At 73.6% G+C, this 13,758-nt stretch carries 9 protein-coding genes; 5 read left to right on the forward strand and 4 right to left on the reverse strand.

Features of this window, described 5'->3' with window-relative positions:
• Window positions 1-58: 58 nt before the first annotated feature.
• Window positions 59-829, forward strand: a complete 771-nt coding sequence (locus ACP7CD_RS17525; protein ID WP_126349817.1) for an IclR family transcriptional regulator — start codon at window positions 59-61, stop codon at window positions 827-829.
• 15 nt (window positions 830-844) lie between these two features.
• Here ACP7CD_RS17525 and ACP7CD_RS17530 read toward each other — a convergent pair whose 3' ends face one another.
• Genes ACP7CD_RS17530 through ACP7CD_RS17540 form a run of 3 tightly spaced genes read right to left on the reverse strand, consistent with a single transcriptional unit; the run spans window position 845 to window position 2,788 of the window.
• A complete protein-coding gene (locus ACP7CD_RS17530) occupies window positions 845-1,801 on the reverse strand; it encodes an aldo/keto reductase (protein WP_109222268.1) in 957 nt (318 codons plus the stop codon).
• Window positions 1,798-2,481, reverse strand: a complete 684-nt coding sequence (locus ACP7CD_RS17535; protein ID WP_035925808.1) for a tetratricopeptide repeat protein — start codon at window positions 2,479-2,481, stop codon at window positions 1,798-1,800. Before ACP7CD_RS17535 ends, ACP7CD_RS17530 begins: the two co-directional genes overlap by 4 nt.
• A gap of 43 nt (window positions 2,482-2,524) precedes the next feature.
• Window positions 2,525-2,788, reverse strand: coding sequence for a PLDc N-terminal domain-containing protein (locus tag ACP7CD_RS17540; RefSeq protein ID WP_035925812.1), 264 nt, complete (start codon window positions 2,786-2,788; stop codon window positions 2,525-2,527).
• Between the two features lie 146 nt (window positions 2,789-2,934).
• Between ACP7CD_RS17540 and ACP7CD_RS17545 the strand changes: the two genes are divergently transcribed.
• Entirely contained in the window at window positions 2,935-3,975 is a 1,041-nt protein-coding gene (locus ACP7CD_RS17545) for a YsnF/AvaK domain-containing protein (RefSeq protein ID WP_207307502.1), read from the forward strand.
• Between the two features lie 280 nt (window positions 3,976-4,255).
• Window positions 4,256-6,451, forward strand: a complete 2,196-nt coding sequence (locus tag ACP7CD_RS17550; RefSeq protein ID WP_017834385.1) for a catalase — start codon at window positions 4,256-4,258, stop codon at window positions 6,449-6,451.
• Window positions 6,452-6,558: 107 nt separating this feature from the next.
• Here ACP7CD_RS17550 and ACP7CD_RS17555 read toward each other — a convergent pair whose 3' ends face one another.
• Window positions 6,559-7,941, reverse strand: a complete 1,383-nt coding sequence (locus ACP7CD_RS17555; RefSeq protein ID WP_095651301.1) for a TIGR01777 family oxidoreductase — start codon at window positions 7,939-7,941, stop codon at window positions 6,559-6,561.
• Window positions 7,942-8,118: 177 nt separating this feature from the next.
• On the opposite strand from ACP7CD_RS17555, the gene ACP7CD_RS17560 reads away from it, so the two are divergent.
• Both ACP7CD_RS17560 and ACP7CD_RS17565 read left to right on the forward strand, forming a co-directional pair.
• Window positions 8,119-8,697 (forward strand): histidine phosphatase family protein, encoded by a 579-nt coding sequence (locus tag ACP7CD_RS17560; RefSeq protein WP_017834387.1) that lies wholly within the window; start codon window positions 8,119-8,121, stop codon window positions 8,695-8,697.
• A 135-nt stretch (window positions 8,698-8,832) separates the two neighbouring features.
• The gene (locus tag ACP7CD_RS17565; RefSeq protein WP_017834388.1) at window positions 8,833-13,755 is read left to right on the forward strand and encodes an NAD-glutamate dehydrogenase; all 4,923 of its coding nucleotides are present in this window, start codon (window positions 8,833-8,835) and stop codon (window positions 13,753-13,755) included.
• Window positions 13,756-13,758 lie beyond the last annotated feature (3 nt).

Consider the following 13,758-nt stretch of genomic DNA (forward strand, 5'->3'; position numbering starts at 1 on the left):
GGAGCGCTGCTGTGCGAACGTCGATCAGAACCGCCCTCCCCGGCGCCAGGGGCCCCCGGTGACGGCCCCGGAGCCGGCGGGGGCCGCCCGCCAGGACATGGTGGGCAAGGCCCTCCGGCTGCTCGAGCTGCTGGGGGAGCACCCGGACGGGCTGACCGCGGCCGAGGCCACCAAGATCTGCGGCTACCCCTTCAGCACCACCTACCGGCTGCTCAACGCGCTCGTCCGGGACGGCTTCGCCGAGCTGCAGGAGGACAGGCGCTACGTCCTGGGGCTGAAGATCTTCCACGCCGCCCACAGCGTGGCCCAGCGCCTCGGGATCACGGGGACGGTCGTGCCCGTGCTCCGGCGGATGGTCGAGCGCACGGGGGAGTCCTGCCTCTTCGCCGTCCTGGACGGCGACCGCTTCCACACCCTCGCCAAGGAGGACGGGCCGGACTTCCGGGTCACCTCCGACCCCGGTTACCGCGGCGCGCTGCACTCCTCGGCCCTCGGGCTGTGCCTGCTCGCGTTCGCCCCGGAGGACGTGCGCGAGCACCTGCTCGGCACCATCGAGCTCGAGGCCCGCACCCCGGCCACGCTCACGGACCGGGACGAGCTGCGCCGGCGGGTCGAGCGGATCCGGCGGGAGGGCTGGGCCACCCAGGACCAGGAGCACGACGTGGGGATGGTCGCCGTCGCGGTGCCCGTCCTGCGGCCGGGCGGGGGCTGCATCGGCTCGCTCGCGCTGTCCGCGCCGGTGTTCCGGCACCGGCTGGAGGACCTCGTGGACATGGTGCCCGCCCTCCGGGAGGCGGCCGGCGAGCTGGGTGCGCGGCTCACGGGCTGAGCGGCCGGGGCGGGCTCAGGGGACGGACTGGCCCCGCGCCGCCGTGAGCAGCGCGTACCAGTCCTCGTGGCCGAGCCGGGACGCGAGCTCCTCCGCCGCGGCGCACGCGGCGATCCGCTCCGGGTCGGTGGTCCCCAGCACCGGGCGGATCCCGCCGGGGTGCTTCATGAGCCACGCGAGGACCACCGCCTCGCCGGGGACGCCGTGCGCCGAGGCGATCCGGTGGACCGTCTCGGCGGTGGCCGCGGCGTGCTGGTCCTCGGGCGGGATCGGCGCACCGGTGTACAGGCCGCGGGCCAGGGCGCCCCACGCCTGCACCTCGATGCCGTCGGCCGCACAGTACTCCAGGAGCCCCTCCGGGAAGGAGTGCTCCGCGCCCTCGGGGTGGTTGGCCAGGATCTGCTGCTCCACGAAGCTCCGGTGCCGCAGGCTCAGCTCGAGCTGCACCGCGGTGACGGGCGTGCTGAGCACCTGCTGGTAGCGGGACACCTGGCGGGTCGACATGTTGGACAGGCCCACGGAGCGGATCAGCCCCTCCTTGCGCAGCTCGTCCAGGGTCCCCGCGACCTCCCGGGGATCGGCCAGGGGGTCCGGCCGGTGCAGCATGAAGCGCTCCACGGAGTCCACGCGGAGCCGGCGGAGGGACCCCTCGAGGCCGCGCCGGATCGTGTCCCGGTCCAGCCGGTAGTGGGTCGGCGCGCCGGGTGCCGCGGTGTTGCCCGGCAGGCGCACCCCGCACTTGGTCTGGAGGCGCACCCTCCGGCGCAGCTCCGGGTCCTCCGCGAGGAGCTCGCCGAAGACCTCCTCGGACTTGCCGTGGGCGTAGATGTCGGCGTGGTCGAAGTCGGTGATGCCGGCGTCCAGCGCCGCGTGCACCGCGGCCCGGGCACGGTCCACGGTCCCTGCGCTCGGCGGGGCGTCGTCCCACGACCCCCCGATGGTCATGCAGCCGTAGATCAGGCGCGAGCTCATGAACGGTCCTCTCCGTCGGGCACCCCGGCGTCCCGGGCGGGGCTCTGCTGCTCCAGGCGCTGCTGCTCGGCGGACCAGCGCAGGCGGGCGGCCGCCGCGTAGGCGGCCCCGGACTCCTTCATCCGGCCCGCGCGCTCGTAGAGCCGGCCCAGGGCGGTGAAGCACTCCGCCTGGTCCGTGGCCGTGGCCTCGGTCTCCTGGTAGAAGTCCAGCGCCCGGTTGTAGGCCGTGATGGCCTGGGTGTGGCGCTCGCCCAGCTCGTACACCCGTCCCAGGTTGACGTGGCACTGCGCCTGGTCCTGCGCCTCGTGCGGGGCGTCGAGGTACTGGCCCAGGGCGTCGAGGAGGTGCTCCTCCGAGTCGTGGGCGCGGTCCAGCTCGAGCAGCAGGCTGCCCAGGATCAGGTGCGTGCGGGCCAGGTGCTTGCCGCTGCCGGGGATGCGGCAGAACAGCCCGAGGGCGCTCTCGTAGGCGGTGACGGCCCGGCCGGGGCGGTTCATCCCCAGGTAGAGATGGCCCAGGTTGTAGTGGCAGGCGGCCTGCTCCTGGAGGGAGTCGCCCTCCTCCTCGAAGAGCACGATGGCCTGCTGGTAGGCGGTCTCGGCCTCGTCGAGCCGTCCGCGGTCCTCGGCGTCCAGGGCCCGGGTGAAGAACCCGTGCCCGTCCTGGGTGTAGCTCATGCGGAGTCCTTTCTCGGCCGGGTCCTGCGGGGGTGTCGGCGGGCTACGCGGGGTGCGGGTCCTGCGGGCGCGGGGCCCGGCGGCCCAGCGCGAACCACAGTCCCGCGCCGGCGACGGGGAACGCGAGGATCACGAGCAGCCACAGCAGGCGCAGCACGGGATCCAGGGCCGGGCTGCGCAGCAGGGAGACCGTGGCGGCCACCATCAGCACGACGACGACCGCTCCGGCCACCGTCGCACCGCTCTCCCACGCCCCCGTCCGCACGGCCTCGGCGCCGCCGGCCGCGAGGGCGGTCCAGGTGCTCATGCATCGATCCTCGCACCGTGGGCCCGGGCGGACAAGGGCGGGCGACCCGGCGCGCCGGTCCCCGGTCCCCCGTAGAGTGGAATGCGCCACAGCTCAGCACGCTGATAAAATGTGGCTGTCGACTGCAACCCCGAGGAGAGTCCACGATGTCCACCTCCGACGACCGCCCGTACGACCAGGAGTCCGCCCACGAGGAGCCCACCGCCGGGCGCGCCGGCGGGCGGGACGCGGACGACACCGGGGTGGAGCGCCACCCGCCCAGCTCGGCGACCGAGCTCTGGGACCACAACGCCTACGGGCGGGAGGACGGCGACATCGGCGGCTCCGCGACCTCGGGTGCCACCGACACCCGCGACCCGCGCGGCGGGGCTCCCGCCTACAACATCGACGCCGGGGACGACGACGCCGTCCGTCACGGCGACGACTCAGGCCGCGACGACGGCTCGCCCGTGCGCGGGACCGGCGAGTCGCTGACCGGGGCGGACGCCACGGCCGGCCACGACCGCGAGAGCGTGGGCGACGATCGGTCTGACGACCGGCGCGACCACGGCCGGCGCGACGAGCCGTCCGGCGCCGGCGGAGGGGCCTTCGACCAGGAGGCGACCGGCCGGGACGCCACCGGCCGGGACGCCACCGGCCGGGACGTCACCGGCCCGGACACCGCCGACCTGGACACCGTGGAGCGGGACGCCACCGGCCCGGACACCACGACCCGGGACACCACGGACCGGGACACCACGACCCGGGCCGGGGCGGAGCGCGGTGCCGGCCGCCACGCCGCCGGGGACGCGACCGGTGACCTCGGGGGCGGTGGTCGCCCCGGCGAGACCCCCTCCGTGGTCCGGCACGAGGAGCGGCTGCAGGTCGGGACCGAGCGCGTCGAGTCCGGGCGGGCCCGGCTGCGCAAGTACGTGGTGGAGGAGCCGGTGCGCGCGGAGCAGACCCTGGCGTCCGAGGACGTCGAGGAGGTCCGCACCCCCGTCACCGAGGAGGAGCGCGAGGCGTTCCTCGCCGGCCGGGAGCTGCCGGTGGGGGAGGACGAGGTCATCCTCTACCGGGAGGTGCCCGTGGTGCAGACGGTGCGCGTGCCCTACGAGCGGGTGCGCCTGGTGGTGCGCCGCACGGAGCGCACGGAGGTGGTCGAGGAGACCGTGCGCCAGGAGCGGGTCGACGTCGAGGAGGACTGAGCCCCTCCGTCCCGGACCCCCTCGGCCACGGCGCCGAGGGGGTCCGTTCCGCTCCGTCCGGGGAGTCCGCCCGGGGCGCGGTCGGCTGTTCACCCAGCGCGGAGGCGGGTCCGGTGACTTGTGCCCTGCCTCACGGGAGTGCACTAATGGTAAGTGAGCTGGTCGTTCCCGTCCGTCCGGACCGGGACCGGCCGGTGTCGACCGCACTTCGACGACCGGGAGGTCCATCATGCGCAAGAGGCTGAACAGGAAGAGGCAGAGGACCGAGGGGCAGGCGCCCATGGCTCCCGGCGTCCCCGGCAGCGAGACCGCCCCGCTCGCGGAGCCCACCACGCCCCGCCCGCCGCTGCCGCCCAAGCCGGACCAGGGCACGCCGGAGCCGGTGAGCCCCACGGGCCAGGACACCGGGATCGACCCGACCCTCAACGCCCAGGGCGGCGAGCACCTGACCACCGCCCACGGCTCCCGGCGCGCCGACACCGACCACTCCCTGAAGGCGGGCCGGCGCGGTCCCGTGCTCCTGCAGGACCACCACTTCCGGGAGAAGATCAGCCACTTCGACCACGAGCGCATCCCGGAGCGCGTGGTGCACGCCCGCGGCGCCGGCGCCCACGGCGTGTTCCGCTCCTACGGCACCGCGAGCAGGATCTCCTCCGCCGCCGTGTTCGGCAAGGACGTCGAGACCCCGGTCTTCGTGCGCTTCTCCACCGTCCTCGGCTCGCGCGGGTCCGCCGACCTCGCCCGGGACACCCGCGGCTTCGCCACGAAGTTCTACACCTCCGAGGGCACGTGGGACCTCGTGGGCAACAACATCCCCGTGTTCTTCATCCAGGACGCCATCAAGTTCCCGGACGTCATCCACGCGGGCAAGCCCCACCCGGACCGGGAGATCCCGCAGGCGCAGTCCGCCCACGACACCTTCTGGGACTTCGTCTCCCTGCACACCGAGGCGCAGCACCACACGATCTGGAACATGTCGGACCGCGGCATCCCCCGGTCCTACCGCACCATGGAGGGCTTCGGCGTCCACACGTTCCGGCTCGTCGACGACGCCGGCCGCAGCGTGCTCGTGAAGTTCCACTGGAAGCCGAAGCTCGGCGTGCACTCGGTGCTGTGGGAGGAGGCGCAGATCGCGATGGGCATGGACCCGGACGTGCACCGCCGGGACCTCGCGGACGCCATCGAGGCAGGCGCCCACCCCGAGTGGGAGCTCGGGGTGCAGGTCTTCGAGGACAACGAGGAGCAGGTCTTCGAGGGCATCGACCTGCTCGACCCCACGAAGATCGTCCCGGAGGAGCTCGCGCCCGTGGAGCCGGTCGGGCTGATGACGCTCAACCGCAACCCGTCCAACTACTTCGCCGAGACCGAGCAGGTCGCCTTCAACCCGAACAACCTGGTCCGCGGCATCGACGTCACCAACGACCCCCTGCTGCAGGGCCGGCTGTTCTCCTACCTGGACACCCAGCTCAGCCGGCTGGGCGGGCCCAACTGGACCCAGCTGCCGATCAACCGCCCGCACGCCCCGGTCAACGACATGCTCCGGGACGGGATGCACCAGACGGCCGTGCACAGCGGGGTGGCGCCCTACCACCCGAACTCGCTGGACGGGAACAACCCCTTCCCCGCCGACGAGCCGGCCCGCCCCTTCATCGACCACCCGGCCCCGGTCGCGGAGTCGGTCAAGGAGCGCGGGAACCCCGTGACCTTCGAGGACCACTACACCCAGACCCGCCTGTTCTGGCTGTCGATGAGCGACGTCGAGAAGGAGCACATCGCGCAGGCGTACACCTTCGAGCTCGGCAAGTGCTGGGAGCAGGCGGTCAAGGAGCGCCAGCTGCAGGCCCTGGCCAACATCGACGAGAAGCTGTGCGCCGTGGTCGCCCAGGGCCTGGGCCTTCCGGCGCCGAAGCCGACCGTCAAGCACGGGAGGATCAAGCCCAGCCCCGCCCTGTCCCAGGTCGGCGGGCAGTGGCCCCTCGACGGCCGGCAGGTCGGGATCGTGGTGGGCCCCGTCCCCGACGAGAACGACCTCCTGGCCGTGGTCTCCGCGATCGACGACGCCGGGATGGTGCCGCTGGTCATCGCCCCGCACGGCGGGCCGGTCGGGCGCGGCGGGAAGGTCGTGGCCCACCGGACCTACCTCACGGCGCGCTCCGTCGAGTTCGACTCGGTGCTGGTGGCCGGCGCCGTCCCGCCGGCCCCGGACGCCCGGCAGGGCCTCGACGCGAAGGCCGGAGCCGTCGCCCCCGGCGGCGTGGACCCGCGCGTGCACCTGCTGCTCGGCGAGGTGTTCCGCCAGGCCAAGGCCATCGGCACCTGGGGCGCCAAGGGCCAGGTGCTCGCCGCGGCCGGCCTGCCCGAGGGCGCGCCCGGCGTGGTCTCCGGCAAGGACGCCGCCGCCGTGGTCGAGCAGGTGGTCACGCTCATGAAGAGCCACCGCGCCTGGGAGCGGTTCCCGGTCTCCGGCCGCCTCTGACGGCCGTCCTGCCGCTGACCCACCACGTCGGCCCGGGCACCCCGCGGATCCGCGGGGTGCCCGGGCCGACGTGGTGGTCCCGGCGGCGGCGGGCGGGCCGGGGCGGGTCAGAAGCGGCCCAGCTCCTCCCGCAGCGCCGAGCCGAGGTCGGGGTGGCGGAACCGGTAGCCGCGGTCGATGGCCCGGTCCGCCGAGACCCGCTGGTCCGCGAGCGCCATCAGCTCGGCGCCCTCGGAGCCGAGCACGAGCTTCGGCCCGAACCCCGGGGTGGGCAGCAGGGCCGGCCGGCCGAGGACCTTGCCGAGGGTCCGGGCGTAGTCGCGGCCCGTCACCGGCATCGGGGCCACGGCGTTGACGGGCCCGTGCAGGCCGGGGGAGAGCACCGCGTGGGCGAACAGACCCACCGTGTCGTCCAGCGAGATCCAGCTCAGCCACTGGTCCCCGGAGCCGAGCCGCCCGCCCAGCCCCGCGAGGAACAGGGGCAGCTGGGCCTTGAGGGCGCCGCCGGCGGGGCTCTGCACCACCCCGGTGCGCACCGTGACCACGCGGGTGCCGATGGCCTCGGCCTCCTGGGCGGCACGCTCCCACGCCGTGCAGACCTCGGCGAGGAAGTCGTCGCCCGGCGGGGACTTCTCCGTGACGCTCTCCCCGTGCGTGTCCGCCCCGTAGTAGCCGATCGCGGAGCCGTTGACCAGCGCGGCGGGGGCCTCGTCGCCGAGCGCGACGAAGGCGCGGACGAGCAGCCGGGTGCCGAGCACCCGCGAGTCGTGGATCTGCTCCTTCGCGGCGTCCGTGAGCCGCCCCCCGATGCTGCGCCCGGCGAGGTTCACCACGACGTCCACCCCCCGCAGCGCGGCGGGGTCCAGCTCCCCGGCCGCCGGGTCCCACGAGATCTCGAGGGGGGTGCGCGCCTCGCGGCGCACGAAGCGCAGGACCGTGTGGCCCCCGGTGCTCAGCAGCGCGGCCAGCTGCACGCCGATGGTGCCCGAGGCCCCCGTGACGGCGACGGTCAGGGGCCGGCCGGGATAGCGGCTGTGGAGGTCGAGGTCGGCGGCCAGCCGCCGGGCGCGGGCCTCGAACTGGCGGCCCAGCGCCGGGCTCATCAGCCGGTCCCCGAACGCCCTGCTGCCCGGCAGCGCCGCGTACTCCACGGTGTCCGTGACCACGGTCCCGCCGTGCCCGTCGTCGTCGAACCGGTGGTGGTGCTCCCACGAGGCGAGCGGGCCCTTCACCATCCGGTCCCGGAACTCCCGGCCGGGGACGAAGCCGTGGTGCTCCGCGGTCCAGGGCACCGAGGCCAGCCCGTAGGAGCCCGGCACGGCCACCCGCAGCCGGGACCGCGTCCCGTCCTGCAGCGGGGGCGAGGACTCCTCCACCACGGAGCCCGTCCACGCGGGCGTGAGCCGGGTGAGCGCCCCCGGGCGGGCGTGCCAGGCGAAGACGTCCTCGACGGGGTGGGGCACGCGGGAGCTGAACGTGAAGGTGGTCATGCGTGCCACTCAACCCGCATTGCCCCGGTTCGTCCAGGACCTCGGGCCGCGGGCCGTCCGTGTCCTGGCCCGGAGGGCCGGCGGCGGCCGGGTGCGGTGCGGTGCCCGGGCCCCCGCGGACCGGGGTTCCCGCCGTCCCGCTTGCCCCCCGGCGGGCCGTCGCCCAGAGTGGGGGACGTGAACACCCCCGGACGCATCGTGCTCATCCGCCACGGCCAGACCGACTGGAACCTCGAGGAGAGGCTCCAGGGCGCCACGGACGTCCCGCTCAACGACGCCGGGCGGGAGCAGGCCCGGGTCGTCGCCCGCCACCTGCACGCCGAGGCCCTCGGCTGGGACGTCCTGGTCTCCTCGCCGCTCGGCCGGGCCGTGGAGACCGCCCGGATCATCGGCGAGGCCCTGGGCCTCGAGCTCGCGGCGACCTACGACGAGCTCGTGGAGCGCAGCTTCGGCCCGCTCGAGGGCTCGCGCCTGGCGGGTCTCGAGGGCGCCGCGCGGGAGCAGGTGCTCTCCGCCGGGGAGCCGCCGGAGGCGGTCGTCCGCCGCGGTCTGGCGGCGCTGCGCCGGATCCGCGCCGACCACCCCGGGCGCCGCGTGCTGGTGGTGGCGCACGGCTCGCTCATCCGCCTGACGGTCTCCGAGCTCAACGGGGAGGCCCATCCCCGGGTCGGCAACTGCGAGGTGGTCCCCGTGCGGACGGAGGCCCTCGGCGCCGCGCGCCTGCGAGATGACGCGTCGGAGTCCACCGCACCCTGACAGTCCCGGCTTCGTTCAATAAGCTGGGACCCACCAGGGACGGTCCCACGAGGTGCCGTCCACCCCCTGGGGCGGCGAGGGCGGCGCACGGACCGTGCCCCCTGCCGTCCACGGCGACGAAGGCGTGATGCGGCTGTGGCCTCTGACCAGTACACGATCCCCGACGAGGACCGGACCGAGGCGCTGCAGGTGATCCCGCGGGCCCCCGAGTGGTCCGGGGACCGGGCGTGGATCAACGAGTACTACCGCCACGTGCCCCAGGAGGACCTGCTCGCGCGCACCGAGGACCAGCTGCGCGAGCGGGCCGACCACCACCACGAGGTGGGCCGGGTCCGCGCGCCCCGGGAGATCGCCGTGGGCGTGCGCCAGGAGGACTCGACCTCCGTGGTCTTCGTGGTCACCGAGGACGTCCCCTACCTCGTGAGCACCGTGTCCGCGGAGATCGCCGCCAAGTGGGGCGGCGCCCGTCTGCTCATCCACCCCGTGCTCGTCGCCGCCCGGGACGCCGGGACGCACGAGCTGCGCGAGCTCCAGCAGGTCCCGGACTTCTCGGCCACCTCCAGCGGCGACACCACCGCGCTGCCCAGCCTGGCCGGGTTCCGCTCGGACGGGGGCACCACGCACGTGGTGGAGTCCTGGATCTCCGTGGAGCTCTCCCGGCAGATCTCGGACGAGACCGCCCAGGAGCTGGTGCACCGGCTCACGAGCCTGCTCGAGGACGTCCAGCGGGTCGACGACGACCAGGTGGAGCTCAAGGAGCGCGTCGGACGGCTCGCGGACGAGCTCGACCGGCTGCGGCGGCTGGACCTGCCCGAGGGCGGGCACCCGCCGCTGGTCGGACCGTCCCAGGAGTTCCTGCGCTGGCTGGTCCGGGGCAACTTCATCCTCATGGGCTTCAAGGAGTACGACCTCGAGGACTCCGGCGACGGCCTCTCCCTGGTCAGCCGTCCCGGGACCGGTCTGGGCCTGCTCGTGGAGCACGACCGCAAGCCGCACCGGCAGGTCCTGACCGGGCTGGGCCGGGAGCACGCGCGCGAGGCCGGCACGCTGTTCATCACGAAGGCCAACCGCCGCTCCTCGATCCACCGCAGGGAGTACCTCGACTACATCGGCGTCGCGAAGTACGACGACGAGGGCCGGATCGTGGGCGAGTACCTCGTGCTGGGGCTGTTCACCCGCCGCGCCTACAACACCCCGGCCCGCGAGACGCCGCTGATCAAGGACAAGATGGCCGAGGTCGCCGAGCGGTTCGGCTTCCTCGAGGACTCGCACTCGGCCCGGGACCTGATGGGCAACATCGAGGACTACCCGCGCGACGAGCTGTTCCACATGACCGCGGACGAGCTCTACGACATCATGCGCGGCGTCATGGGCCTGGACGAGCGGCGGCAGACCCGGCTGTTCCTGCGCCAGGACCACTTCGGGCGGTTCATGTCCGCGGTCGTCTTCCTGCCCCGCGACCGGTACAACACGTCGGTGCGCGGGCGGATCGAGGCCGAGCTGAAGCGCACCTTCGACGCCGAGTCCATCGACTTCGACGCCCGGCTCACCTCCTCGACGCTCGCCCGCCTGTTCTTCCGCATCCGGCTGCCCTACACCGGTCAGGTGCAGTCCTTCGACCGCTCGGGCCTGGAGGCGCGGCTGCGGGCCGCGGTGCGGTCCTGGTCCGAGGCGCTGGCGCGCGCGATCCACCGGGACTTCTCGGAGGAGCTCGCGCGGACGCACGCCGAGAACTGGGCGGAGGCGTTCCCGGACGCCTACCGGGCGGACTACGAGATCGAGGAGGCGGTCGAGGACCTCCAGCGCTGCGAGGAGCTGTGGGGACGGGACCCGGACCTGCCCGCGGAGGTGCGCGTCGTCGACGACCCCGGGGGCGTGCGGCTGAACATCTACCTCACCCGCTCCCTGTCCCTGACCGAGCTGCTGCCGATGCTGCAGAACCTCGGCCTGACGGTCCTGGACCAGAAGCCGTACGAGGTCACCCCCGCCGACGGCCGCCACTTCCAGCTCTACGACTTCGGGGTGCGGCTGCCGGAGGGCGTGGACGCGACCGGCCCGGAGGACGCCAAGACCGAGGACCTCATCGAGGACACCCTGTGCGCGGTGCTGTCCGGGCGCTCCGAGTCCGACTCCCTGAACCGGCTGGTCCTGACGGAGCGCATGACGTGGCGGACCGTGGCCGTGCTGCGCTCCTACGTCCGGTACCTCCTGCAGCTGGGGCACCCCAACTCCTTCGACTACATCGCGGACACGCTCCTGGGCTTCCCGCGGGTCACCCGGGCGCTGGTCGAGTTCTTCGACGCGAGCTTCAACCCGGCGCTCGACGACGCCGTGCGCGGCTCCCAGCGCGACGCCGCGCAGGGGCGGCTCACCGAGGCCCTGGACGAGGTGCCCACCCTGGACGCCGACAAGCTGCTGCGGGCGCTGGCCGAGTGCATGGCCGCCACGCTGCGCACCAACGTGTACCGGCACCGCCCCACCATGGCGTTCAAGCTGGACCCGCGGCGGATCAGCACGGCCCCGCTGCCGCACCCCATGTTCGAGGTCTGGGTGTGGTCCCCGCGGGTCGAGGGCACGCACCTGCGCTTCGGGCCCGTGGCCCGCGGCGGCCTGCGCTGGTCGGACCGCCGGGAGGACTTCCGCACCGAGGTCCTGGGCCTGGTGAAGGCGCAGATGGTGAAGAACTCGGTGATCGTCCCCAACGGGGCGAAGGGCGGGTTCTACCCCAAGCAGCTGCCCGAGCCGGCCGCGGACCGGGACGCCTGGGTGGCGGAGGGCCGGGAGGCGTACAAGCTGTTCATCGCCTCCCTGCTGGACATCACCGACAACCTCGTCCGCGACGCGTCCGGCCAGGACGTCGTCGTGCACCCCGAGAACGTGGTGCGCCGCGACGGCCAGGACTCCTACCTGGTGGTGGCCGCGGACAAGGGGACGGCGTCCTTCTCGGACACCGCCAACGCGATCTCCGCGGAGTACGGGTTCTGGCTCGGGGACGCCTTCGCCTCGGGCGGCTCGGTGGGCTACGACCACAAGGCCATGGGCATCACGGCCCGGGGGGCGTGGGAGTCGGTGAAGCGGCACTTCTTCGCGCTGGGCGTCGACACCCAGGCGGAGGACTTCACCGTGGTGGGCGTGGGGGACATGTCCGGCGACGTGTTCGGCAACGGCATGCTGCTGTCCGAGCACATCCGGCTGCTGGCCGCGTTCGACCACCGCGACATCTTCCTCGACCCCGACCCGGACCCGGCCGTCTCCTACGCCGAGCGCGAGCGGCTGTTCGGCCGCCCGCGCTCCTCGTGGCAGGACTACGACCCGGAGAAGATCTCGGCCGGCGGCGGCGTGTACTCGCGCACCGCGAAGTCCGTGCCGATCTCCCCGCAGGTCCGCGAGGCCCTCGACCTCGACGACGGCGTCGAGGAGCTCTCCCCGATCGAGCTGATGCGGGCGATCCTGACGGCGCCCGCCGACCTCCTGTACAACGGCGGGATCGGCACGTACGTGAAGTCGGCGCAGGAGACCTCCACGGACGTGGGGGACAAGGCCAACGACCCGATCCGCGTCGACGGCGGGGACCTCCGGGCCAAGGTCGTCGGCGAGGGCGGCAACCTGGGCTGCACCCAGCTCGGCCGCGTGGAGGCCGCGCTGAACGGGGTGCTGATCAACACGGATGCGATCGACAACTCCGGCGGCGTGGAGTCCTCCGACCGCGAGGTCAACATCAAGATCCTCGTGGACCGCATGGTCGTGGCGGGCGAGCTCTCCGCGGCGGAGCGCGCCGGCTTCATCGAGGCCATGACCGACGAGGTCGCCGGACTGGTGCTCGAGACGAACGTGGCGCAGAACGTGCTGCTCACCACGGAGCGCTCGCGCGTGCGGGCCCTCAACGAGGCCTACATCCGGTTCCTGCACTGGCTCGAGGACGAGGCCGACCTCGACCGGGGCATCGAGTTCCTGCCCTCCGACGAGCAGCTGCGCGAGCGGGTCCGCACCGGCCACGGGCTCACGTCCCCGGAGCTGTCCGTGCTGGCGGCCTACGCCAAGATCCAGCTCTCGGAGGCGCTGGTCGAGGGCGGTCTCGCCGAGGACCCGTGGTTCGGGGAGGTCCTGGAGGCCTACTTCCCGGAGCAGATCACCCAGCGCTTCGGCGAGCTCGTCGGCACCCACCCCCTGCGCGCCGAGATCATCTGCACGATGGTGGCCAACCAGATGGTCAACTACGGCGGCATCCCGTTCGTCTACCGCGTGATGGAGGAGACCGGGTGCGGGCCCGTGGAGGTGGCCCGGGCCTTCGTGGCGGCCGTGCAGATCTACGAGATCGACCGCTACGCCCACCAGCACCGGGAGCTGCCCGCGGAGGTGCCCACCGAGGTGTGGGACCGGATGTTCCTGGACATGCGGCGCCTGCTGGACCGCGTGGTGCGCTGGCTCATCAACCGGGAGGAGACGGCCAACCCGGTGGCCGAGGTCATCGACCGCTACAAGCCCACCGTGGACATCCGGTTCCTCGAGGACCGGCTGCTCGGGGAGGACTCCCGGCAGCGGGTCGACTCGCGGGCGGAGGCCGCCGCGCGGCAGGGCGTCCCCGGGGCGCTGGCCACGGAGTGGTCGCAGCTGCTGGACGCGTTCGCGCTGCTCGACGTCGCCCGGCTCGCCCACGCCTCCGGCGAGGCGATCGCCGAGGACGGCGGCCTCGACGAGGAGCAGATCAAGACCATCGCCAAGGTCTACTTCCGGCTCTACGACCGCTACCGCATCGAGAGCCTGCTCAACCGCATCACCGGCCTGCCGCAGACCACCCGCTGGGAGAACCTCGCGCGGATGTCCATGCGGGAGGACGTGTACGCGACCCTGGTGGCCCTCGCCGACCAGGCGCTCGAGGCCCCCGGCCGGGACGCGCGGGAGAAGGTGGAGTCCTGGGAGTCCAGCAACGAGTCCCGCCTGGGCCGGCTGCGCGAGGTGCTGGGGGAGATCGAGGCCGAGGACACGGGCGAGGCCTCCGCGGAGCTCGCGTCCCTGTCCGTGGCGCTGCGGACCATGCGCAGCGCCCTGGTCGGCTAGGAC

It is taken from the genome of Kocuria sp. LHG3120, assembly GCF_049897445.1.
GTDB lineage: Bacteria > Actinomycetota > Actinomycetes > Actinomycetales > Micrococcaceae > Kocuria > Kocuria rosea.